Origin of the sequence: Streptomyces sp. NPDC005648, from assembly GCF_040605395.1 — a bacterium.
Classification (GTDB): domain Bacteria; phylum Actinomycetota; class Actinomycetes; order Streptomycetales; family Streptomycetaceae; genus Streptomyces.
The window spans coordinates 22,783-45,685 of record NZ_JBEXCS010000081.1; the positions used below are offsets into that span (position 1 = coordinate 22,783).

21 protein-coding genes are annotated in these 22,903 nt (G+C 71.1%); 7 read left to right on the forward strand and 14 right to left on the reverse strand.

Features of this window, described 5'->3' with window-relative positions; translation table 11 throughout:
• Positions 1-54 precede the first annotated feature (54 nt).
• The gene (locus tag ABZT17_RS34315) at positions 55-1,524 is read right to left on the reverse strand and encodes a cytochrome bc complex cytochrome b subunit (protein ID WP_356354815.1); all 1,470 of its coding nucleotides are present in this window, start codon (positions 1,522-1,524) and stop codon (positions 55-57) included.
• A gap of 173 nt (positions 1,525-1,697) precedes the next feature.
• On the opposite strand from ABZT17_RS34315, the gene ABZT17_RS34320 reads away from it, so the two are divergent.
• On the forward strand, positions 1,698-2,237 hold the full coding sequence (locus ABZT17_RS34320; protein ID WP_356354817.1) for a hypothetical protein: 540 nt from the start codon (positions 1,698-1,700) through the stop codon (positions 2,235-2,237).
• A gap of 12 nt (positions 2,238-2,249) precedes the next feature.
• On the opposite strand, the gene ABZT17_RS34325 is transcribed toward ABZT17_RS34320, so the two are convergent.
• Complete coding sequence (locus ABZT17_RS34325; RefSeq protein WP_356354819.1) at positions 2,250-2,972, reverse strand: 2OG-Fe(II) oxygenase; 723 nt, start codon at positions 2,970-2,972, stop codon at positions 2,250-2,252.
• 20 nt (positions 2,973-2,992) lie between these two features.
• A complete protein-coding gene (locus ABZT17_RS34330) occupies positions 2,993-3,484 on the reverse strand; it encodes a methylated-DNA--[protein]-cysteine S-methyltransferase (RefSeq protein WP_356354821.1) in 492 nt (163 codons plus the stop codon).
• Between the two features lie 146 nt (positions 3,485-3,630).
• On the opposite strand from ABZT17_RS34330, the gene ABZT17_RS34335 reads away from it, so the two are divergent.
• From ABZT17_RS34335 to ABZT17_RS34345, 3 genes are all read left to right on the forward strand, one after another.
• Complete coding sequence (locus ABZT17_RS34335; protein ID WP_356354823.1) at positions 3,631-3,876, forward strand: hypothetical protein; 246 nt, start codon at positions 3,631-3,633, stop codon at positions 3,874-3,876.
• A 3-nt stretch (positions 3,877-3,879) separates the two neighbouring features.
• Positions 3,880-4,257, forward strand: coding sequence for a toxin Doc (locus ABZT17_RS34340; protein WP_356354824.1), 378 nt, complete (start codon positions 3,880-3,882; stop codon positions 4,255-4,257).
• 462 nt (positions 4,258-4,719) lie between these two features.
• Positions 4,720-6,309, forward strand: a complete 1,590-nt coding sequence (locus ABZT17_RS34345) for an RICIN domain-containing protein (protein ID WP_356354826.1) — start codon at positions 4,720-4,722, stop codon at positions 6,307-6,309.
• Positions 6,310-6,351: 42 nt separating this feature from the next.
• Here the strand turns inward: ABZT17_RS34345 and ABZT17_RS34350 are convergent, their stop codons facing one another.
• The 3 genes from ABZT17_RS34350 to ABZT17_RS34360 form a co-directional block, all read right to left on the reverse strand.
• Positions 6,352-7,329, reverse strand: coding sequence for a 2-hydroxyacid dehydrogenase (locus tag ABZT17_RS34350; protein WP_356354828.1), 978 nt, complete (start codon positions 7,327-7,329; stop codon positions 6,352-6,354).
• On the reverse strand, positions 7,326-8,495 hold the full coding sequence (locus ABZT17_RS34355; protein ID WP_356354830.1) for a lactate 2-monooxygenase: 1,170 nt from the start codon (positions 8,493-8,495) through the stop codon (positions 7,326-7,328). The genes ABZT17_RS34350 and ABZT17_RS34355 overlap by 4 nt, the downstream gene beginning before the upstream one ends.
• A gap of 128 nt (positions 8,496-8,623) precedes the next feature.
• Positions 8,624-9,175, reverse strand: a complete 552-nt coding sequence (locus tag ABZT17_RS34360; RefSeq protein WP_356354832.1) for a hypothetical protein — start codon at positions 9,173-9,175, stop codon at positions 8,624-8,626.
• A 324-nt stretch (positions 9,176-9,499) separates the two neighbouring features.
• Between ABZT17_RS34360 and ABZT17_RS34365 the strand changes: the two genes are divergently transcribed.
• Positions 9,500-9,919 carry a subtilase-type protease inhibitor gene (locus tag ABZT17_RS34365; protein WP_356354834.1) on the forward strand — a complete coding sequence of 140 codons (420 nt, stop codon included), beginning with the start codon at positions 9,500-9,502 and terminating at the stop codon, positions 9,917-9,919.
• Between the two features lie 137 nt (positions 9,920-10,056).
• On the opposite strand, the gene ABZT17_RS34370 is transcribed toward ABZT17_RS34365, so the two are convergent.
• The 3 genes from ABZT17_RS34370 to ABZT17_RS34380 all read right to left on the reverse strand — a co-directional run bounded on the left by ABZT17_RS34370 (position 10,057) and on the right by ABZT17_RS34380 (position 13,325).
• The gene (locus tag ABZT17_RS34370) at positions 10,057-10,434 is read right to left on the reverse strand and encodes an STAS domain-containing protein (protein WP_356354836.1); all 378 of its coding nucleotides are present in this window, start codon (positions 10,432-10,434) and stop codon (positions 10,057-10,059) included.
• A gap of 164 nt (positions 10,435-10,598) precedes the next feature.
• The gene (locus tag ABZT17_RS34375; protein WP_356354838.1) at positions 10,599-11,609 is read right to left on the reverse strand and encodes a Ppx/GppA family phosphatase; all 1,011 of its coding nucleotides are present in this window, start codon (positions 11,607-11,609) and stop codon (positions 10,599-10,601) included.
• Positions 11,610-11,822: 213 nt separating this feature from the next.
• On the reverse strand, positions 11,823-13,325 hold the full coding sequence (locus ABZT17_RS34380; RefSeq protein WP_356354840.1) for an MFS transporter: 1,503 nt from the start codon (positions 13,323-13,325) through the stop codon (positions 11,823-11,825).
• A 206-nt stretch (positions 13,326-13,531) separates the two neighbouring features.
• On the opposite strand from ABZT17_RS34380, the gene ABZT17_RS34385 reads away from it, so the two are divergent.
• A complete protein-coding gene (locus tag ABZT17_RS34385) occupies positions 13,532-14,059 on the forward strand; it encodes an SRPBCC family protein (protein WP_356354842.1) in 528 nt (175 codons plus the stop codon).
• Between the two features lie 4 nt (positions 14,060-14,063).
• Here the strand turns inward: ABZT17_RS34385 and ABZT17_RS34390 are convergent, their stop codons facing one another.
• The 5 genes from ABZT17_RS34390 to ABZT17_RS34410 form a co-directional block, all read right to left on the reverse strand.
• Entirely contained in the window at positions 14,064-16,883 is a 2,820-nt protein-coding gene (locus tag ABZT17_RS34390) for an NHLP bacteriocin export ABC transporter permease/ATPase subunit (protein ID WP_356354844.1), read from the reverse strand.
• 1 nt (position 16,884) lies between these two features.
• A complete protein-coding gene (locus ABZT17_RS34395; protein WP_356354846.1) occupies positions 16,885-19,107 on the reverse strand; it encodes an NHLP family bacteriocin export ABC transporter peptidase/permease/ATPase subunit in 2,223 nt (740 codons plus the stop codon).
• On the reverse strand, positions 19,104-19,910 hold the full coding sequence (locus tag ABZT17_RS34400) for an HlyD family efflux transporter periplasmic adaptor subunit (RefSeq protein ID WP_356354848.1): 807 nt from the start codon (positions 19,908-19,910) through the stop codon (positions 19,104-19,106). Before ABZT17_RS34400 ends, ABZT17_RS34395 begins: the two co-directional genes overlap by 4 nt.
• A gap of 141 nt (positions 19,911-20,051) precedes the next feature.
• On the reverse strand, positions 20,052-20,267 hold the full coding sequence (locus tag ABZT17_RS34405; RefSeq protein WP_208781863.1) for a type A2 lantipeptide: 216 nt from the start codon (positions 20,265-20,267) through the stop codon (positions 20,052-20,054).
• Between the two features lie 443 nt (positions 20,268-20,710).
• The gene (locus tag ABZT17_RS34410) at positions 20,711-21,124 is read right to left on the reverse strand and encodes a PaaI family thioesterase (RefSeq protein ID WP_356354850.1); all 414 of its coding nucleotides are present in this window, start codon (positions 21,122-21,124) and stop codon (positions 20,711-20,713) included.
• 193 nt (positions 21,125-21,317) lie between these two features.
• Here ABZT17_RS34410 and ABZT17_RS34415 point away from each other — a divergent pair, with 193 nt between their 5' ends.
• Positions 21,318-22,769, forward strand: coding sequence for a S1 family peptidase (locus ABZT17_RS34415; protein ID WP_356354852.1), 1,452 nt, complete (start codon positions 21,318-21,320; stop codon positions 22,767-22,769).
• Positions 22,770-22,903 lie beyond the last annotated feature (134 nt).

The following is a 22,903-nucleotide window of genomic DNA, read 5'->3' on the forward strand; positions in this document are numbered from 1 at the left end:
TGTTGACGGGAGAGACAGCCCGACCCGGCGTCGCGGTTGCGTGGTTCCCCCGGGTCACCGCTCCTCGTGCTCGACGAGTTCTCGTGGCCGCCGGTGTGCGGTCAGCGTGTGCAACTCGGCCCGGCTGAGCGGCTGGTGCATTTCGACGTACTCCCCGTGCGGCAGCCGCTTGATCAGACCGGTCTCCCGGCCGTGCGACACCAGCTCCCGGTCGCGGAGTTGGAGCCCCAGACAGATACGCCGGGTGAGGACGAACACGACCGCCGGCAGGACGAAGACGGCTACGCGGACCGTCCAGGTGACGGTGTTGATCGACAGGTGGAGGCGCGTGGCGACGATGTCGTTTCCGCCGCCCGCCAGCAGGATCAGATAGAGGCTGATCCAGGCCGCGCCGATCGCCGTGCGGTTCGGCCGGTTGCGCGGGCGGTCCAGGAGATGGTGCTCGCGGCCGTCGCCGCTCACCCGTGCCTCCAGGAACGGGTAGACACCGATGAACACCAGCAGCAGCGGGAAGACCACGACCGGAATCAGCACGCCCAGTACCAGGGTGTGGCCCCAGAGGTCGATCTCCCAGCCCGGCATCACCCGCACCAGCCCCTCCGCGAAGCCCAGGTACCAGTCGGGCTGGGCGCCCGTCGACACCTGGTCGGGGCGGAAGGGGCCGTACACCCAGACCGGGTTGACGGTCGCCACCGCCGCGATGACGGAGAGCGCGCCGAAGACCAGGAAGAAGAAGCCGCCCGCCTTCGCCAGGTACACCGGCATGAACGGGGTGCCGACGACGTTGCGTTCGGTCCGCCCGGGCCCGGCGAACTGGGTGTGCTTGTGGTACACGACCAGGATGAGGTGGGCGACGACGAGCGCGGCCATGACGCCGGGGATCAGCAGGACGTGCAGCGAGTAGAAGCGGGACACGATGTCGTGGCCGGGGAACTCGCCGCCGAACAGGAACATCGAGAGATACGTCCCGACGACCGGGACCGAGAGCAGCGCGCCGTCCACGAAGCGCAGGCCCGTGCCCGAGAGCAGGTCGTCGGGGAGCGAGTAGCCGAACAGCCCCTCGAACAGGCCCAGGAACAGCAGCAGCCAGCCGAACACCCAGTTGACCTCACGGGGCTTGCGGAACGAGCCCGTGAAGAAGTGCCGCATCATGTGCGTGAGCATTCCGGCGACGAAGACCAGCGCCGCCCAGTGGTGCAGCTGCCGGATCAGCAGCCCGCCGCGGACGTCGAAGCTGATGTGGAGGGTGGAGGCGTACGCCTCGGACATGCGGACGCCGTTGAGGGGGACGTAACCACCGTGGTACGTCACCTCGTTCATCGACGGATGGAAGAACAGGGTGAGGTAGACACCCGTCAGGATCAGGACGACGAAGCTGTACAGGCAGATCTCGCCCAGCAGGAAGGACCAGTGGTCGGGGAAGACCTTGCGCAGGTACTTCCGGCCCAGGGTGTGGATCCCCAGCCGGCCGTCGAGCCAGTCGGCGACCCGCTCACCTCTGCCCGTGGTCTGTGTGGCGCTCACTCGGCCTCCTCGTCACCATCGGCACGTGCGGTCGCTACTGCGACCCCCGGGAGGCAGGGGAATGTGACATGGCAGGGCCGATGTGTGACATAGGTCTCAGGCGCCGTTGCGTCGGCGGCCCTGGTGACCGCACCATGGGCAGCAGGCCCCAACGAACCTCCCGGAGGTGGTAGTTGACCGTCATCGTCGGCCTGGTCCACCACAAGCGCGTCCACCTCGCCGGCGACTCCGCCGGTATCGCCGGCTACCAGCTCACCATCCGCCGGGACCCCAAGGTCTTCACCAACGGCCCGTACGTCTTCGGCTTCACCACCTCCTTCCGCATGGGCCAGCTGCTCCACCACGCCTTCAACGCGCCGCATCCCGAGGGCAACCTCGACAAGTTCATGGCCACCAAGTTCATAGACGCCGTACGCACCTGTCTGAAGGACGGCGGTTTCGCCCGCAAGGACTCCGAGCAGGAAGCGGCCGGCACCTTCCTGGTCGGGGCACGCGGCCGGCTCTTCGTCATCGCCGGCGACTACCAGGTGGCCGAACCCGCCGACCGGTACGCCGCCGTCGGCTGCGGCGAGGAGTTCGCCCTCGGCGCCCTGCACGCCACCGCCCAGCTGGGCCTCGGGCCACGCGAACGGCTCGACGCCGCTCTGCACGCGGCCGACCACCACAGCGCCGGCGTGGCAGCCCCGTACACCTACGCCAAGGAACCCCGCTGACCAGAGCCGGCCCTAAGAAGCGTCGTGGAAGACGATGCCCAGCGTGTGTCGGCGGCCGGAGCGGACGGTGCTCACTCCGTGCCGCATCGCTCCGGCCGACCAGCCGCGCCGGGTGCGCACCGGCCGGTCCCGGGTGGTGAACACCAGCCCGTGGCCCTGCCGCAGCGCGGTCGCCGTGCCCCGGGACTGGGCCCTGGGCCGCTGCTCGACCATCAGGAACTCGCCGCCGGTGTAGTCGTCGCCGTACTCGTCGAGGCCGACCACCACCTGGAGCGGAAAGACCATCTCGCCGAAGACGTCCCGGTGCAGGGCGTTCCAGTCGCCCTCGGTGTAGCGCAGCAGGATCTGGGCCGAGCGGTCCTGTCCGGCCGCGTGACAGCGCTCCAGCCACTCCTCCAGGGAGTCCGGCCAGGGCGCCGGGCGGCCGAGCCGGGCCGCCCAGTCCCGGGCGATCGGCAGCAGCCGCGGATAGAGGGCGGCGCGCAGGGCGGCCACCGGGGCCGGCAGATCGTGGGTGAAGTAGCGGTACTCGCCCGAGCCGAACCGGTGCCGTGCCATGTCGACGGTGGTCCGGAACAGCTCCGGCTTCTCGTACAGCGCGACCAGGTCACGGCACTCGGCGGGGGTCAGCAGCCGCTGCGTCGGCGCGCTGCCGTGCACATCCAGCTCGGCTGCCAGTGCCGCCCAGTCGGTGCCGTCGACACGGTCGCGCGCCTGAGTCTCGGTGAGGGGCATGGCGTCTTTGTCTCCTCTCCTCACACCAGCATCTGCTGCAGGGCGCCCTCGTGCGTCAGCAGCCGCACCTTGCGCTCGACGCCGCCCGCGTAACCGCGCATCGAGCCGTCGGCGCCGATCACCCGGTGGCACGGGCGCACGACCAGCAGGGGATTGGCGCCGATCGCGGCGCCCACGGCCCGGATCTCCGCGCGCGGCACCTCCAGTCGCGTGGCGAGTTCCCCGTACGTCGTCGTGGAGCCGTACGGAATACCGTCGAGCGCCTGCCACACCCGCCGCTGGAATGGTGTGCCGTGGGGCGCGAGGGACAGCTCGAAGCGGGTGAGGCGGCCCGCGAAGTACGCCGAGAGCTGCCGGGTGACCTCGGTGAACGCCTCGTCGTCACGCATCCAGTCCGGGCGGACGGCCGGTGCGGTGCGCTGTCCCGGCAGGGACAGCGAGACAAGGGTGTCCTTCTCGCCGACCAGAAGCAGTTCACCCAGGGGGCTGTCGGTCCTCGTGTAGTGGGTCATGGCTCCAGTCTGGCGTCCGGCGCGCCGGCTGACCGGCGGGAATCGGACACGGAGTTCGTCGCCCGGAAACCCGGTCGGGTACCACTTGAGAACCGCTGTGAGCTGCGAGTATTTACGAGTAAGTACCTCGGCGGTACCGTGAACGCATGCCAGCTCTGAATGTGGAGTTCAGCGACCGCGAACTCGAGGACCTGCGGCAGATCGCCAAGGAACGCGGTACGTCGATGAAGGCACTCGTGCGCGAGGCCGCCGCCGCCGACATAGCCCGGCACCGGGCCCTGCAGGAAGGCGCCGAGGCGTTCCGCCGCTTCTTCGCCGCCCACGCCGACGAGTTCGCGGCCGCCTTCCCCGACGACGAACCGGCGGGCGCGAACGAGGGGCGGGTCGCCTGACCGATGGCACCCGTCATCCATATCGACGTGCCCTGGCTGCTTCAGCGCCATGAAGAGGTCCTGCCGGACCAGCCCACGGTCAACGACTTCTCGGCTCTGGTCGCCGCCGTCGCCCGCCATCGCGTGGACCCGCCGCGCCTCGGCGTGGACTCCGACCCCGCCTGGCGGGCCGCCGCCCTGCTGCACACCCTCGCGCTGCTCAAGCCCCTGCCCGCGGCCAACGCCCGCTTCGCCTGCGCGACCGCCGTGGCCTACATGTTCGTCAGCGGCGCCGGCATCGACCCGCCCTACGGCGCCCTGGTCGACCTCGCCCGCGACCTGATGTCCGGCAAGGCCGATGTGTACGGCGCGGCCGACCGCCTGCGCTCCTGGCAGATCTGAGGGCCGCCGACCGGGCCTGACGCCGACCCGCCCCCGGGGCCGCCGACCGAGGGCGGGAGGATCAAGGTCGGCGGCCCGTTCGGCGCAGGAGAGCCGCCGTCCTGCGCGAGGCCTCCGAGAAGGGCCGGTACACAGTCCACTACGGGGTGGTGCGCGCCGGGAGCGTGCGCGGTGCCCCGGCGCGTGCGCCTGTTTCACACGGGGCGCATGGAATGAGGAAAGCTCATGCCGGTGAGCGGAGTTGCCGCGGTATCTGACTTACTTTCAAAGAGGCAGATGTTGCCCAAGTGCCTTGTTGGCCATGAGTGTGTTGTGCAAGGGTGAAGCAGCCGTGCGGGGGAATGGCCGGGTCTCGTTTTCACGCTCCCCGCGCTCGCCGTCAAAGAGGTGTGCACCAACAGGGGGCCTTTTCGGCGGTCGTCACTCCTGTGTGTCCTATGCGCGTGGGAAGGAATCCGCTCAGTGCCCACCCCCCACCCCCCTCGTCCGCCTTACCCGCCCGCCGCCGGGCTTCCCGGGGAATCCGACGAGAGTGTCGCCGCCCGGCTCCGGGGCCGGACCGACGGTGAGGTCTCCCATTCCGTCGCCCTCCTCATGACGCGGCACTGGGAGCCGGCCCGCGACTACGCGGGCATCTGTCTCTCCTCGTCCGCCGAGACCGCTTACATGGTGACCTCCGCCGCCTTCCACCAGGTACTCGACCGGCTGGCGCTCGGCGAACCCGCCGTCGCCCTGCGCCCACGGTTTCTGGTCGCCGTGCGCGACACGGTCCGGGTCTGGTCTTCCGAGGACCGAATTTCCGCTGTTCTGCCGGAGTTGCAGAAACCCTCCGGCGGTCGCGGTATGCGTTCCGCGAAGTCCATGACGCCCGAAAACCGCAAGCTCGCCGACCGGTCATTCCAGGCTCTTCCCGGACTCGCCCGGTGTCTGCTCTGGCACACCGAGGTCGAGGCGGAGCCGATAACCGTACCCGCGGGTCTGCTGGGCATGGATACCGACACCGCGTCGGCCGCGCTCGAACAAGCGCGTGAAAAATTCCGCGAAGGTTGTGTACATGCCCATCGGGAACTCGCGCCGTCGAAGGATTGCCGGTTCTACAACCGTCTCCTCGATGTTCCGATTCGGCGGGGCGGCGCGCTGCTGCCCGATGTGCAGCAGCATCTGACCGAGTGCCGCTACTGCCGTTTCGCCGCCGAGCAACTGAGTCATTTCGAGGGCGGGTTGGGGGTGCTTCTCGCCGAGGCGGTGCTGGGGTGGGGCGCGCGCCGGTATCTGGAGTCGCGCCCCGGGCGGGCCGGGGACGCGGGGCGGCAGCCGGGTGCGCGCGGTTCCGCCCGGCACGGTGGAGGGCGGACGCGGATCCTGCCCCGCATTCCGCTGCCCGGTCGTAGGACTCCTGGGGTGCCCCGGAGCTCTCGGGCCGTGCTGACGGGGGTGGGGGTCGCCTCCGCCGGGTTGATCGCCACCTTCCTGGTCGCCGGGCTGTGGTCCCATGACGACGGGGTCGATCCGGCCGCCTCCAACAGCGCGACGGACGGCACCTCACCGGGGTCCGCGTCGACGCCGGGCACCGCCCAACTGCCCAGCGGGCCGGGGACGTCGAGGCTGCGGAACGCGGGTGCGGACCTGTGCCTCGACATCAAGGGGGAGCCGAAGGTGGGTGCCGGGACGGAGCTGGCGGTGTGTTCCGGCGACACGACGCAGGAGTGGACCTACGAGAACGACGGGCTGCTGCGCAGCGCGGCGGACCCCGAGCTGTGTCTGGACTCGCATGTGGACGCCGGGGTCGTGGTGCTGGGGAAGTGCGCGGGGGACAAGGGCGTGCGGCGCGACGACGTGCGGTACGACCTCACCGTGCAGGGGGAGTTGCTGCCTCGGTGGAACGAGCAGCTGGCGCTCGCCGTGACGACCGAGGGCACGGACGCGGACATCGTCGTCAAGGTACGGGACGGCTCCGCCGGGCAGCGGTGGGTCTCAGATCCGGTGGCGTCGGCCACTCCGGGGTCCCTGTCCATCACCGGGACGGATCGGGCGGAAGTGCGGGGCGCCTGAAAGCGGCGCCAGGCGAGGATGGCGGGTCCCCCTGGAACCTCGCTAGTCCACCACGTCGTTCGGCCGGTCGCCGGTGAGGAATCTGGTCGCGTTCTGGACTGCGGCCAGGGCGATGCGGATCAGGGTTTCCCGGGTCGCTCCGCCGACATGGGGGGAGAGGACCACGTTCGGGGCCCGCAGCAGCCGCAGGGCCGCGGTGGGGGGTTCGGGGTCGAAGACGTCGATGCCCGCTCCGGCCAGGGTGCCCTTCTCCAGCGCGTCCGCGAGGGCGTCCTGGTCGATGAGCGCGCCCCTGGCCGTGTTGATCACGAAGGCCGTCGGCTTGAGCAGGGCCAGGCGTCCGGCGTCCAGGAGATGGCGGGTCCCGTCGGTGAGAGGGGCGTGCAGGGAGACGTAGTCGGAGGTGCGGAGCAGGTCGTCGAGAGGGACGTGACGGGCGCCGTAGCGGTCCTCCGTCTCCCGCGGAAGCCGGTTGCGGCCGGCGTAGACGATGGTCATGTCGAACGCCCCCGCACGCCGTGCCACTTCCCGGCCGATGGTGCCGAGGCCCACGATGCCGAGTGTCTTGCCGGACAGCTCGGTGAGGGAGCTCTGGAGGCGGGGCAGGGCCCAGTCCGCCTCGACCAGCGCGGTGTGGGCGGGGATCAGCCGCTTGGCCAGGGCGAGCATGAGGGCGAAGGTCTGCTCGGCCACGTTCTGGGACTCGGAACCGCTGGAGCCGATGTTGGCGACCAGCACACCCCGGGCGCGCGCCGCCGTCACGTCCACGTGGTCGAAGCCGTGGCTCGCGCACTGCACCAGCCGCAACTCCGGTGCGGCGGCGAGGTGTTCGGCGGTCACCGGGGCCAGTGCCGTGATGAGGACGTGCGCCTCGTGCAGTGCGGACGGATTCTCGTCGGTCGCCTCCACGACGGTGACGTTCGCCTCGCTCGGGAGGAGCGTGGCGAGTCCGGCGCCGGCCGAACGGCCGCCCACGTGGGGGGCGATGACGGCGAGGACGTTCCTGAGGACGGCGGTCATACGGATTCCTCGACGAGGTCGGCGCGGTCGATCGTGGCGGGGGTGGCGTGTCCGGAGAGGGCGAGGGTGAGGTCCAACTCGGCGAGCAGACAACGGATCACGTGCTCGACGCCCGCCTGCCCGTCCAGGCCGAGCCCGTACACGTAGGGTCGTCCGACGAGTACCGCCCGGGCACCGAGGGCGAGCGCCTTGAAGATGTCGTCGCCGGTGCGGATGCCGCTGTCGAACAGGACCGTCAGCCGGTCACCGACCGCCTCGGCCACCCGGGGGAGCGCGTCGGCCGCCGCGACGGAACCGGCCACCTGGCGGCCGCCGTGGTTGGAGACCACCACACCGTCGATGCCCGCGTCGGCGGCGAGACGGGCGTCGTCCGGGTGCAGGACGCCCTTGAGGACGATCGGGCCGTCCCAGTTCTCCCGCAGGAAGGCCAGGTCCGGCCAGGTCTTGGCGGGGTCCGCGAACATGCCGACGAAGTGCAGCACGGCCGCGTTCGGATCCTCGTGCACCGGCTTGGCGAGGGCCGCCCGGAAGGCCGGGTCGGAGAAGTAGTTGGCGGTGCCCACGCCGTGCAGGAAGGGCAGATAGGCCTGGTCGAGGTCGCGGGGGCGCCAGGCCAGCAGGGGGGTGTCCAGCGTGACGACCAGCGCCGTGAACCCGGCCGCAGCGGCGCGGTGCAGGAAGCTGCGGGCCACCTCGATGTCCTTGGGCCAGTACAGCTGGAACCAGCGCTCGGCGTCACCCATCGCCTCGGCGACCTGCTCCATCGGGGTGCTGGAGGCGGAGGAGAGGACGTACGGTACGCCCTGCGCGGCGGCCGCCCGGGCGGCGGCGGACTCGGCGTCCGGATGCATGATCGACAGCACCCCGACCGGGGCCAGGGCGAGCGGGGCCGGCAGGGCGCGCCCGAGCACCTCCACCGAAAGGTCCCGCTCGTGCACGTCTCGCAGCATGCGCGGCACGATCCGGCGCCGTTCCAGGGCGGACCGGTTGGCGCGGGCCGTGCTGCCGTTGCCCGCACTGCCCGCCACATAGCCGACCGGGCCGGGGCCGAGCCGGTGTTCGGCCAGCTCCTCCAGACGGGTCAGGTCGGTCGGCAGCCGTGGCACGGTGCCGTTCATCCCGTTGAGATAGATCTCGTACTGGAAGTCCGCCCAGTGCCTGGCCATGGGGAGGTCCCGCCTCTCGTCGGTGAGAACGCGCCGCACCCCGACGATACTTGTGAGTAATCCCAGGTCCGTCCATGGGGGCGGACCCGCGAGGGGGCTCCCTCGGAGGGCCGGCGCCAGGTCCTCCCTCAGGCCTCGTCCGGCGGGGCGTCCTCCGGCTCCGCGTCCGGGCCCTGCGCCCGTACCCGCTGGACATGTTCGAGGGACTCCCGCAGCTCGGCGAGCCAGTCGTCGGTGTGCCGCTGGACCAGTCGTACGCACCAGGCGAGGGCGTCGCTGCGGCTGCGGGCGACCCCGCCGGCGATCAGGGTGTCCAGGACCTGCCGCTCGGGCTGGCGCAGCCGGGTCATCACGGGCGCCGCGACATGGGTGAACAGGGCGCGTTCGCCGCCGCACTCCACTCCCCAGGAGACCTTCCGGCGGAACCGGTGCTCGGCCTCGCGCGCCACCTCGATCCTGGCCTCCCGGGTGCGCTCCCGGAACTCCTGGACCCGGCCCTGCACCGCGGCCTCCCGCTCGGCGGCCGAGGCGTCCTCGGCGAGCCGGGGTGCGGGGATGCGGCCGATGACGGTGATCTCCTCGCGGTCGACCGTGACCTCGGCCAGCTCCTCGAAGAGGTCGTCGGGGATGCGGCCGGTGAACCAGCCGCGGAGCTTCTCCTGCTGCTCTGTCGTAATCATGTAATGACGATTACTCGGCGACTCCATGAACGCAAGGGGGTGCGGAGGAGTCAGCCGAGAGCTCAACCGGAATGTTTCAGGCCTATTAACGAAGCGGTGGGAATCGGCCACTTGGCCGCTTCGGGCGATCAAGAACCGCTCAGTTCCGGGGTTCAGGCATTCGAATTCCGTGACTTCGCGCCACTGATTCAATACGCAAGGTTACTGAAACGCATGGGGTCGAGGTGAGTTTCCGCCGCGGACTCGGCAGACTCGCGCTCGCCGGTCCGGCACCACCCATGAACGGACCGGTACACCCTCGAATCCAGCGGAAGGATGCACACCATGCGGAACCCCGCACGCTGGGCAGCCACCCTCGCCCTGACCGCCACCGCCCTCGGCGCACCCCTGACCGGGACGGCGGCAGCCGCCCCGGCCTCGCTCTACGCACCCTCGGCCCTGGTGCTCACCGTCGGCCACGGCGAGAGCGCCGCCGTCGCGACCCCGCAGCGGGCGGTCACCCTCAACTGCGCCCCGACGGCCTCGGGCACCCACCCGGCCGCCGTCCAGGCCTGCGCCGAGCTGCGCGCCGCGGGCGGCCCCGACGGGCTCGCACCGGCATCGGACGTCCGGTGCACCAAGGAGTACGACCCCGTCGTCGTCACCGTCGACGGGGTGTGGCAGGGCAAGCGGGTCTCCTACGAACGGACCTTCGGCAACGCGTGCGTGAAGGACTCCTACGGGAGCAGCGTCTTCGCGTTCTGATGGACCGGGATCGCGTGGGCCCCGCGCGCAACGAAAGCGGCCCGCGGATGGGGAGTGCGAGCCCCTGTCGCGGGGTCACCGGCGATCTCGTACCGGGGGCCGGCGGGCGGAGTGGGGCCGCCCGCCGGCCTTCGGGGTCACTCCCGCCCCTCTCCGGGAACACCGGAGAGGGGCGGGAACCGTTTCCACAGCCCCGCGCCGATCAGCAGCCGGCGTATGCGCGGCTGGTCGCAGACGACGCGCAGCCGGCCGCCGCGCTCCCGGACCCGCGCCTCGGCCCGGCACAGCACGCGCAGCCCGGAGCAGTCGAAGAAGTCCACGTGCCGCAGATCGACCAGTACGTCCGGCCGCGGGCCCGTGGTCGCCGCGTCCAGATGCTCCGCGAGGAACCCCGCGGTCGCCAGATCGATCTCGCCCAGGACCTCGACCACGGTGAACCCTCCCTCGGCCCGGGTACGGGCATGGGCGTTCGCCGCGGGAGGTTCGTGGGCGCCGTCCTCCGCAAACCGGGTCATGGCCGCTCCACCTCGGCAAGGGGCGCTTTCGATCCCGGTAGTTACCCCGACGCGATGGCGAACATCCCTGGAGCGCGACCCGCAAGAGCGGGTTCACCCGACCTGGTGAACTAGGGCGGAACGGCTTGACTTTCGGGGCCGGGTGGCGTGCGCGATTGCGACGGTCAGCTCGTCGCCGCGGCGATCCGGAGCGGCGTCACCGCCTCCGGCGGGGCCACCGCCTCGTTGAGCCGGTTGACCTCCGCCCACCAGGACGCCCCGTCCTCTATGTGCCGCAGCAGTACACCCTCACGGATCGCCCAGGGGCAGATCGTGACGGTCCTGAGCCCGGTCAGCTTCATCGCGGTGTGTCCGACCACCGCTCCGGCCAGGCTCTGCCGGGCCCGCGGCGCGGAGATACCGGGCAGCAGGGCGCGTTCGGCGGGCGGCAGCGCGGCCAGCCGTTCGACGGCCGTGCGCAGGTCCCCGCGGTCCAACTGCCGCTCCACGAACGGCCCGTGGCGTCCGGGCAGGGCTCCGCACAGCCGTCCCAGCTGCTGGAAGGTGCGGGAGGTGACCACCGCGGAGCGCGGCCCCTCCCAGCGGATCCGGGCGGAAACGTCCCGGAGCTGGTGGCGGACCTTGCGGCGCAGCGCCCGCACCTGCTCCCACGGGGGCGCGTCGTCGTCCGGGAAGAACTCGTGCGTCAGCCGCCCGGCCCCCAGGGGCAGCGAGGCCACGAAGTCCGGCAGCCGCCCCCGCCCGAAGGCCACCTCCAGGGAACCGCCCCCGATGTCCATCAGCGCGAGCGGCCCGGACCGCCAGCCCATCCAGCGGCGCGCCGCCAGGAACGTCAGCTCGGCCTCGACCTCGCCCGGCAGGGTGCAGAGGTCGACCCCGGTCCGCTTGCGGACGGCGCGCAGGACCTCCTGGCGGTTCGGGGCGCTGCGGACCACGGCCGTCGCGAACGCCACCGGGCCGGCCGCCCCCCACCTCGCGGACGTCCGGCTCGCCTCCGCGACCGCCTCGACCAGCCGCTCGACGTCCTCCTCGGGGATGTCGGTCCCGGGCCGCACATGCTCCGACAGCCTCAGCCGCCACTTGGCGGTGTGGACCGGCAGCGGCACCCCGCCCTCGGCGTCCGCCACCACGAGCCGCACCGTGTTCGAGCCCACGTCCACCACGCTGATCCGCATGGCCCGGTGGGTACCCATTTCCACGCCGTTCAACGCCCGGCAGACCTGACGCGGGGGAGTGAGCCGAGGCGTCCGGCCGGCACCGCGCGCCGGCAGCGGTGGTACGCGTCGCACACGGAAGCCCCCCCCATGCGAGAGGGGCCGCCGTCTCCCTGCTGACGGCGGCCCCTCGGGCCGGGGCGGCTCAGGCCCTGGCGGATCGTGTCGGGGCGATCACATGTGGACGACCGGCGCGGCGTCCGGGTCCTGCTCCGGCACCCCGCGGCGGAAGAGCAGGAAGGCGATCAGCGCACCCGCGGCGAACAGGCCCGCCGACCACCAGAAGGCGGTCGTGTAGCTCTCGATCGTCGCCCGCGCCTGCACCAGCTTGCTGGTCGCGTCCTTGCCGGCCAGGTAGTTCGTCGCGGCGCTCGCGGCCAGGGTGTTCAGCAGCGCCGTACCGATGGAACCGCCCACCTGCTGCATGGCGTTGACCGTGGCGGAGGCCACGCCCGCGTCCTCGGCCGTCACCCCGCCCGTGGCCAGCTGCATGGCCACGGGCATCACCAGGCCGAGTCCGAAGCCGGTCACGATCAGCTGCGGGAGCACCGCGCTCAGGTAGCTGGAGCCCACGCCGATCCCGGTCAGCCAGGCCATGCCGACCGCGGCGACCGCGAAGCCCAGCGGGACGGCCACCTTCGGGCCGATGCGCGGCAGCAGGACCGTGGTGCCCAGCTGCGCCCCCACCATCAGGGCGCCGACCATCGGCAGGAACGCCAAGCCGGTCTTTGTCGGGCTGAAGCCGAGGTTCAGCTGCAGGTAGTAGGTAAGGAACAGGAACACCCCGAACATGCCGCCGGCCGAGATCAGCACGGCGAGGAACGAGGCCGCGCGGTTGCGCTCGAGCAGGATGCGCAGCGGCAGCAGCGGATGCGCGGCACGCGTCTGCCACCAGGCGAAGGCCGCCAGCAGGACACCGCCCGCGATCAGGAAGCCCCAGGTCAGAGCGGAGCCCCAGTCGTGCGTCTCGGCGTTGGAGAAGCCGTAGACCAGCGAGAACAGAGCGGCGGCGACCAGCACGGTACCCGGCACGTCCAGCTTGCCGGTCCGGTCGTCACGGTGGTTGGTCAGCAGGATCCAGCCGCCCACGAAGGCGACGACCGCGATCAGTACGTTCACGTACAGCGTCCAGCGCCAGTCGAACGCGTCGGTCAGCACACCGCCGAGCAGCAGCCCCACCGCACCGCCGGCACCGGCGATGGCGCCGTAGACGCTGAACGCCTTGGCGCGCTCCTTGGCGTCGGTGAACGTGGTGTTGAGCAGGGACAGCGCGGCCGGGGCGAGCAGCGCGCCGAAGACACCCTGCAGGGCACGGGCGGTGACCAGCATGCCGAAACCGTTGGCGGCACCGCCGAGCGCGGAGACGCCGGCGAAGCCGACCACACCGATGAGGAAGGCCGTCTTACGGCCGAACAGGTCGGCTATGCGACCGCCGAGCAGCAGCAGGGAGGCGAAGGCCAGCGCGTACGCGGTGACGATCCACTGCCGGTTGCCGTCGGAGAACCCGAGGTCGGCCTGGGCCGACGGCAGGGCGATGTTCACGATGGTCGCGTCCAGCACCACCATCAGCTGCGCGACGGCGACGACCGCGAGGATCCACCATCGCTTGGCCGAGGGCGCGTCGGGCGCCTCGACGACGCCCGTGGGGGCGCTGTCGGTCAGGGTCTTCTGGGACATGGGAGAACCACTCCAGGGAAGTCGTTCGGGGTAGCGGAGAACGACGAAACCAAGAACGAAACGGTTTCGTACACCAGAAGGCTAGACCCTTTCTCAGCGAAACGGCAACGTTTCGCTTCATGTGGCGTCCCTCTCACCGGTCGGACGCCGCCGCGGCGAGACGGCGTCGTACGATCCCGGGAAACCGCCCCCGAAGGACTGATCCCATGGCCGCTGACCTCACCGGCACCTGTCTGACCGTGGATGACGGCCGCGTGGCCGTCCGCTTCGACCGGGTCTACGACCACCCGGTCGAACGCGTCTGGCAGCTCGTCACGGACGCCGGGGAACTCGCCCACTGGTTCCCGTCCCGCGCCGAGATCGACCCGCGTCCGGGCGGGACGATCACCTTCGGCGGAGACCCGAACATGCCGGAGTCCACGGGCCGGGTGCTCGCCCTCGACGAACCGCGCCGGCTGTCCTTCGAGTGGGGCGGCGACGAACTCCACTTCGACCTGGAGGCACTGGACGACCGGCGCACCCGCTTCACCCTCACCAACGTCCTCCGGACCCCCGACACGGCCGCCCGCAACGCCGCCGGCTGGGAGGTCTGCCTGGCCGCCCTGGACGCGAGGGCGCGGGGCGAGAGGCCCGAGGGGCCGCACACCGGTCCGGGCACGGCCTGGAAGGAGTTCTACGAGGGCTACCTCCGGGCGGGTGTGCCCTCCGGCGCCCCCGTCCCCGGCCTGGACTGACCCCTCACGCCAGCTGCCGGCGCACCAGCTCGTGCAGCCGTCCGCCCGTGTCCGCGAGGAGCTGCGCGGGCGGGCCCTGCTGGGCCACCTTGCCGTCCTCCATGACGATCACACGGTCGGCGTCCAGGACCGTGGAGAGGCGGTGCGCGATGACGACACGGGTGGCGTTGAGGGCCTTGGTCGACTCGATGACCGTGCGCTGGGTCTCGTTGTCGAGGGCGCTGGTCGCCTCGTCGAAGAAGAGGATGCGCGGCCGGCGGATCAACGCCTGGGCGATCATGAGCCGTTGGCGCTGACCGCCGGAGACCGCTCCGCTGCCGGAGACGATGGTGTGCAGACCCATCGGCATCCGCTTGATGTCCTCCGCCAGCCCCGCCATCTCGGCCGCCGCCATCGCCTCCTCCGGCGTGTACGGCTCGGTGCCGCAGATGACGTCCAGGATGGAGCCGGTGAACGGCTGCGCGTGCTGGAGCACCACACCGCACTGCCGGCGCACGGCCGACTGGTCGAGCGCGCCCAGGTCCTGGCCGTCGTACAGGACACTGCCCGAGACCGGCTTGTCGAAGCCGATCAGCAGCCTCAGCAGGGTGGACTTGCCGCAGCCGCTGGGGCCGACGATCGCCACGAACTCGCCCGGGCGGATCTCGAAGGACACGTCGTCGAGGACGAGCGGCCCGTCGTCCGCGTACCGGAAGGCGAGCCGGCGTGCCTCGATCGCGCCCGTGAGCGGCCCGGGCCGGGTGCTCGCCGCACGCACCTCCGGCGTCGCCTCCAGGACCGGCTTGATCTCCTCGAACAGCGGCAGCGCCGCCACCGCCGACACGAACGCGCCGGTCAGCTGGGTGACCGAGGTCAGCAGCATGGTCACCGAGGTGTTGAAGGTGAGGAACGCGGCCGCCGACATCACACCCCGCGCGGGGCCGGCCAGCAGCATGAACATCAGCAGGGTGCACACGGGCAGATAGACCGCGCCCATCACCGTGGTGAGGTTCTTGATACGGCCGACCTTCTGCTGGAGCTCACGGCTGCGGGCGAACTCGGCGGCCCAGGCCGCGTAGGCATAGTTCTCGGCCGCGGCGACGCGTAGCTTGGGCAGGCCGCGCAGCGTCTGGAACGCCTGGTTGTTCAGCTTGTTGTTGAGGACGACGAGCTTGCGCTGCCAGCGCACCTGCCACAGCCCGAGCCCCAGGAACGCGCCCGCGATCACGACGAGCATCCCGATCGCAGCGAACGCCATGGACGGGCTGTACCAGAACAGCAGTCCCAGGTTCATCGCGCCGACGGTCACCGACTGCGCGACCACGGGCCCGATCCCCGCCATCATCCGGCGCATGGCGCTGATGCCCATCGCCGCACTGGCCAGCTCACCGGTGGAGCGTTCGGTGAAGAACTTCGTCGGCAGCCTCAACAGCCGGTCCCAGACGGCCGGTTGGAGCGTGGACTCGATCCGGCCCTCCAGCCGGAGGATGGTCAGGTTCTCCAGCAGCATGAAGGCCGCCGCCACCACGCTGGTGAGCATGACGGCCAGACACACCTGTGCGATCAGGCCCGTCTGCGCCCTCGGCACGAACTCGCCGAGCACCTTGCCGGTCGCGATCGGCACCAGCGCGCCGACGGCCACCGTCACCAGACCGCTCATCAGCAGATTGGTGAGGTCACCACCGGTGCCCCGCATACTGAACCGCAGCAACCGCAGGGGGCTCAACGTCCGTTCGGGCAGCGGCCGGTAGAACATCACCGCGCGCGGCTCGAACTCCTCCGCGTTGGCCTTCTCGATGGGTGTCTCGCGTCCCGTCGCCGGCTGCACGGCCACATAGCCGCCGCGCCGCCACAGCAGCGCCACCGGCGCACCGGACAACGCCCGGTGACCGACCAGCGGTCCGATGTTGTCCCGCCACCAACGCCCGTCCAGGCGTACGGCCCTGGTCCGCACCCGGGACGCGACGGCCACCCGCTCGATCGGGTCGATCCGGTCGCTCTCCGTGCCGCTCTGCGCCCGCTCGGCCAGCGTGATCCCGGCCGCCTCGGCGACCAGCTTGCAGGCCGCGTAGCCGGCGTCCGCGTCGGCGGCCGTCGCGCGTTTGGCCGAGGACTTCCCGATGGAGGCCAGCAGCGTCCGATCGGCCTGGGCGCGCACCGCCTCACCGGCCTTGATACCGGCGGCCGTCCGGGTCTCGTGGGTGCGCTCCAGCTGCTCGATCCAGCGGTCCAGCGTGGTCAGCAACCGGTACTGCTGGTCGACCATGGACTGCCAGACCGCCGGGTCCATCAGCAGATCGGCGGCCGCCTCGGCGCCGTAGAGCGAGCCGTACTGCACGCTGCCCGGCGGCACCTGCATCCAGAACACGTCGTCGTCGGTGACCTCGTGGGACGAACCCTCGGTGGCCATCGGCGCCTGGAAGAGGACGGAGAGGGCGCGGCCGACGCCGAGGGCGAGCGCGTATTCGAGGGGGCTGGTCGTCGGCGGTACGTACTGTGCGTTGCCGTACTCGTCGTAGGACCAGGTCTGGGTGTCGGCCGTCTGGTACAGCTCGCGCAGACCGATGCGGTGGACGGCGCAGTCCCTCAACGGGCGTGCCACCAGGGTGTGTTGAGGGCCCGGGACCGGGCCGAGGATCAGCGAGCCCGCCTCCAGCCGGCCGAGGTGGTGCCAGTGACCCTGCTGTACGGCGTCCACCGCGAACAGGTCGAGGCTGCCCGCCGCGACCAGCCACAGCACCTGCGGGCCCTCCAGGTCGAGCCGGGTCAGGCCCGAGCAGTCGACATAGGTGCCCATGGAACCGAGGGCGCCGAGAACGAGGTCGCCCTCGTGTGCGGTCGTCATCTCATCGCTCCCTGACCAGCGCCGCGTACGCGCCGCCGCGCGTCACCAGGTCCTCGTGCCGTCCGCGTTCCACGATCGTGCCGTGCTGCAGTACGACGATCTCGTCGCTGTCGCGCACAGTGCTGAGCCGGTGCGCGATCACCACACAGGCGCAGCCGCGCCGCCGCAGGTTGTCCATCACGACCTGCTCGGTCTCCGCGTCCAGCGCGCTGGTCACCTCGTCCAGGACCAGGATGCTGGGGCCGCGCACCAACGCCCTCGCGATCTCCAGGCGTTGGCGCTGCCCGCCGGAGAAGTTGCGGCCGTCCTGCTCGACCTTGCTGTGGATGCCGCCGGGGCGGCGCATCACGACGTCGTGGAGCGCCGCGTCGCGCAGCGCGTCCACCACCGCGTCGTCCGGGATCGACGGGTCCCACAGCGCCACGTTGTCGCGGACCGAGCCCTCGAAGAGGAAGACCTCCTGGTCGACGAAGGAGACCGAGGCGGCGAGCGCGCCGCGCGGGATGTCGTCCAGACGCCGGCCGTCGATGCGGATCACGCCCTCCCACGGCGTGTACAGGCCCGATATGAGCCGTGACACCGTCGACTTGCCGCTGCCCGAGCCGCCGACCAGCGCGACCTGCTGGCCGGGGCCGACGGTCAGGTCGAAGCCCGTGAGCAGGGGCTTGTCGAGCGGGTTGTAGCCGAAGGTGATGTTCTGCAGCTCGACATGGCCGTGCAGACGGCGCGTGGAGTCACCCGCGCCCGGGCGGCCGTAGAGCGGGTCGGCCTGGAAGTTCTCGACGTCCTTCAGCCGGGCGACATCGGCGGCGAAGTCCTGGATGCGGCCCGCGACGCCGTTCAGCCGGGTGATCGGGGCGGTGAAGCGGGTGACCAGCGACTGGAAGGCGACCAGCAGGCCCACCGAGATGCCGCCCTCCACCGCGCGCATCCCGCCGACCCAGAGGATCACCGCGCTGTTCAGCGAGGCCAGCGTCGGCGCGACCACACCCAGCCAGGCGCTCGGCACGCCGAGCCGCTGCTGCTCCTCCAGCGTGGTGGCGTGCTGCCCCGCCCACTTGCGGAAGTAGCCGTCCTCACCGCCGGTCGCCTTCATCGTCTCGATCAACTGAAGGCCCGTGTAGGCCGTGTTGGTGAGCCGGGCGCTGTCGGCGCGGAGCTTGGCGGTGCGGGTGGCGCGCAGCCGGATGACGATCCGCATCGCGACGATGTTGAGCAGGGCGACGCCGATGCCGACGAACGTCAGCTGCGGATCGTAGGTGTACAGCAGGATCGCGTAGAGGACCACCACCACCGCGTCCACGCCCGCCGCCGCGAGGTCACGGGCCAGCGTCTCGGCCACCTGGTCGTTCGACTGGAGGCGCTGCACCAGGTCGGCGGGGGAGCGCTGGGCGAAGAACGTCACCGGCAGGCGCAGCAGATGGCGCAGGAAGCGGGCGCTGGAGAGGGTGGAGGAGATGATGCGGCCGCGCAGCAGGTTCGCCTGCTGCAACCAGGTCAGCACCACGGTGAGCGCCACGCACGCGCCCATCGACGCGAACAGCACGCCCAGCAGCGAGGTCTGATTGCCGATCAGGAACATGTCGATGTAGGTGCGGCTGAGCGCGGGCACCGCCGCGCCGACCAGCACCAGCAGCAGACTCGCCAGCACCGCGGCCGGCATCGTGCCCGCGGTGCCGCGCAGCCGGGCCGGCATCGCGCCCAGGATGCCGGGCTTGCGGCCGCCCTTGGTGAAGCCCTCGCCGGGCTCCATCACCAGCACTACACCGGTGAAACTGCCGTCGAAGTCCTCCATGGCCACGAAGCGGCGGCCCTTGCCGGGGTCGTTGATGTACACCCCGCGGCGGCCGAAGCGGCGGCCCATGCCGTCGTAGACGACGTAGTGGTTGAACTCCCAGAACAGCACGGCCGGGGTCTTCACCTCGGCGAGGGCGGCCGTGTCCATCTGCATGCCCTTGGCGGTCAGACCGTAACTGCGCGCCGCCTTCAGCAGGTTGCTGGCGCGCGAGCCGTCGCGGGAGACACCGCAGGCGATGCGGAGCTCCTCCAGCGGGACGTGCTTGCCGTAGTGGCCGAGGACCATCGCCAGGGAGGCCGCGCCGCATTCGACGGCCTCCATCTGCAGCACGGTGGGCGTGCGGACGGTTTTGGACTTCCCCGTGGGGACCGGGCGCTTGGGCGGGGCCGAGCGGCGCCGGCTCCTCGTCTCCTGTGCGGTGCTCACGGCAGCAGCCAATCGACGGGACGCTGGTCGGCCAGCCGGATGGACCCCGTGGCCGTCGTCATGGAGGTGAGGGCGAACGGCGGGCCGTCCTTCGACGACCACCGGTAACCGCTCCTGGTGGCCGACGACTTGTCCAGCTTCACCAGGACCGCCACCGGCCGGCCCTTCTTGGTGAACTGCTCGCCCAACTGGCTGTCCCCGAGGAACGCGGAGATCTGCTGGGCCGATTCGGCGGACCGGTCGACGGACTTCACATGGCCGCGCAGCACGCCGTACCGCTGGGTGGGGACCGAGGACACGGTCAGGTCGACCTCGGCGTTCGCCGGGATGGAGGCCGCGTTCTCGGCCGGCACGTACACCGTCGCGTACAGCGGGTCGGTGGCCTTGGCGACCTTCTCCACGGCGGCGACGTTCGCACCGGTCTGGATGATCTGGCCGATGGTGGCGGCGAGTCCGGTGATCCGGCCCGCCGCGACCGTCCGGACGACGGAGTCGCCCTGGGCCGTACGGACCTTCAGGACGGGGGAGTCGGCCGGCAGCCGTTCGCCCTGCCGGGCGAGGACCGCGGTGATCTGGCCCGAGACCGGACTCTGCAGGATGTAACTGCCCTCGCCGTGCGTGAGGATGGCGGGCGCGCTGACCGTGGAGGCCACCGAACCGGTCACCGCCCACACGGACGCGGCGGCGACGGCGACCACCGTCACGGACAGCACGAGCCAGCCCTGCGGGCGGGCGAAGCGCACCGGAAGGTCGAGCTCCTCCGGTGACTGGAGCTTGGCGAGGGCCTGTTGGCGGAACTGCACGGAACTTTCCCTCACCTGAAAACGAGGAAGGACCGGCTCGCACGAGCCGGCTGACGCACGACGACCGAAGGCCCCGGAGCCGGTGAATGGCTCCGGGACTCGACGATCACAAAAGCTGCGATCAGATCACAGGGTCTGCGATCAGAGACCGGCGACCAGGTTGGTGACCGGGGCGGTGTTCAGGCCGGTCACACCCTCGACCGTGCCGACGACCGTGTCGACCAGGCCGGAAACCGGGGCGATGCCGTCCACCAGGCCGGTGACGGTGCCGAGGGCGTTCACGGACAGGCCGCCGGAGACGTTGTCGAGCTCGGCGTCGGAGATCTCGACGGTCTCAACCTGGGGGGTGGAGTTCATGGTGGAACTTCCCTTCATATGGATATTCACAAGGGGGGAGCGGCCCCTTTGGGGACGGCCGCGACCGCGAGCGCCTGGCGCCCGTCTCCGGGAACCCTTCACGGCCCCCGCGGTGCGATGGATCAAAGCACGCCCCGGGCGCGCCCTTCCAATCAACCAACCGTCTCACCAGGCAACTTCAGCCCCCACCGCACCGATCCGTGCAGGCTCCTGCACGCCTCGGCGGCAAGTTCTTCACATGCGTCACGGCATCGGCCCGTACCGGCTCTTGCTGATCGCGAGGCGAATCCGACACTCCGCCCCAATGGCGTGGCGGCCCCGGCGCACTTGTGCAGAAGCCCCGCGCACGGTGACTTCGTTGCGCATTCCATGTGCAGATTCTCTGGAGCCGGGATTCAAGGCGGTGTTCACGACGGACCGCTGTCGGCCGGCTGCGGACCGTGTCAGCCCAGAAGCGCGTACACGGTGCTCGCCCGGGCCGCGAGTTCGCCCGTCCCGTCGTCGGTCATGGTGATGTCCGCGAACGCCGTGCGCCGGCCCAGCTTGGTGAGCACCGCCTCGATCAGGACATCCGAACCGGTCACCGCGCGCTGGAACGACGTGGACTGCTGGACCGTCGTCATGGGTCCGTACGCCCCGCGCGCCGCCGACACCGCGATCACGGTGGCGGTGTCCGCGGCGGCCATCAGCGCCTGTCCCGACAGTCCGCCGCCCTCCCGCGACAGCCGGTCCGACCAGGGCAGACGCAGCAGCGCGCGGTCGTGGCCGACGCTCTCCACGCGCAGTCCCAACTCGAGGACCCAAGGGGCGAAGTTGGCGGAGAGGATCTTGTCGGCTTCGGCGGTGGTCATCGTCATATGGGCGATTGTTCCCCGGGCCGCCGAGTAAGAAGCGGGTCATGGCCGATTCGGCGTTGCGCAAAGCGAGTTGGCAAACGGAGTTGAACGCACCGCGTGGCCCGTGCGTACCAACAGCCATCCAGGCGCCCAGAACGACAGCAGCTGCCGAACGGCGGCACACACACTCCGGTCCCCCAGGAGGTCGAGTAGTTTGAGTCACAAGCGAATTCCGAAGCGCAAGGCCGCGATCGCGGCGGGCAGCGTCGTGGCGCTCGGCGCGGCCGCACTTCTGCTTCCGCACGCCAACGCGTCCCAGGACGGGGCGACGACCAACGCCGCCCCCAAGACCCTGAAGGCGACCGACGCCTCGGATCTCGCCGCGCAGCTCCAGGACCTGCTCGGGCAGGCCTTCGCCGGTTCCTACTACGACTCGGGCACCCAGCAGCTCGTCGTGAACGTCATATCCGGCGACAACAACAACGTGGTCGTGCAGGCGGAGAAGGCGGGCGCCAAGGTCCGCGAGGTCAAGAACAGCCTCCCCGCGCTGAAGGCCGGCGCGAAGACCCTGGCCGCCAAGGCGACCATCCCGGGCACGGCCTGGGCGATCGACCCGAAGACCAACAAGCTCGCCGTCAGCGCGGACTCCACGGTCACCGGCGCCGAATGGAACAGACTGACGTCGACGGTCAAGAGCCTCGGCGCCGACATGGCGACGGTGAAGCGGACCTCCGGCACCTTCAAGACCCTGGTCTCGGGCGGCGACGCCATCTTCGCCCAGGCGGAGGGCGGCACGGTCCGCTGCTCCCTCGGCTTCAACGTGACCGCCGGCGACGGCTCCCCGGCCTTCCTGACGGCCGGTCACTGCGGTGTGGCCGCCAAGCAGTGGTCGGACTCCGAGACCGGACAGCCCATCGCCACCGTCGACCAGGCCACCTTCCCCGGCGCCGGCGACTTCTCCCTCGTCAAGTACGACGACGCCACCACCCAGGCGCCGAGCGAGGTCAACGTCGGCAACGGCCAGACCGTCCAGATCACCGGGGCCGCGGACGCGACCGTCGGTGAGCAGGTCTTCCGGATGGGCAGCACCACCGGTCTGCACGACGGCCAGGTCACCGGTCTCGACGCCACGGTCAACTTCCAGAGCGAGACGGACCCGAACGGTGTCGACACCGTCACCGGGCTCATCCAGACCAACGTCTGCGCCGAGGCCGGTGACAGCGGTGGCTCCCTGTTCACCCAGGACGGCAGCGCGGTCGGCATGACCTCCGGCGGCAGCGGCGACTGCACCGCCGGCGGCGAGACCTTCTTCCAGCCGGTGACCACGGCACTCCAGGCCACGGGCGCGACGCTGGGCGACGGCGGCGCGGGTGCGGGCGCGGGTGACCAGGGCGCCTCGGCCGACCCGTCGGCCTCGGCGACCGACGGCGCCGGAGCCGGCGACCAGGCGGGCGGCGGCGACGCGGTGGGCGGCAGCGCCGACCCGTCGGCCACCGACGGCACCGGCGACCAGTCGGGCCAGGGCGTGGGCGACCAGTCCGGTCAGGGAGTCGGCGACCAGTCCGGTCAGGGCACCGGCGACCAGTCGGGTCAGGGCGTGGGTGACCAGTCCGGCACCGGCGACCAGTCCGCCAACGACGGCTCATCGGTGAACCAGTCCCACTGACGTCCTCACCCCCGACCGACGGCGTCCGGCCCGGCCCTCCCACCGGAGGACCGGGCGGAGTTGGCCGCAGCCCGCACGGCCAGCACACGGCTCCCCGACATCTGGTCCACCGGAGTGGTGGCCGTCTGGGAGAC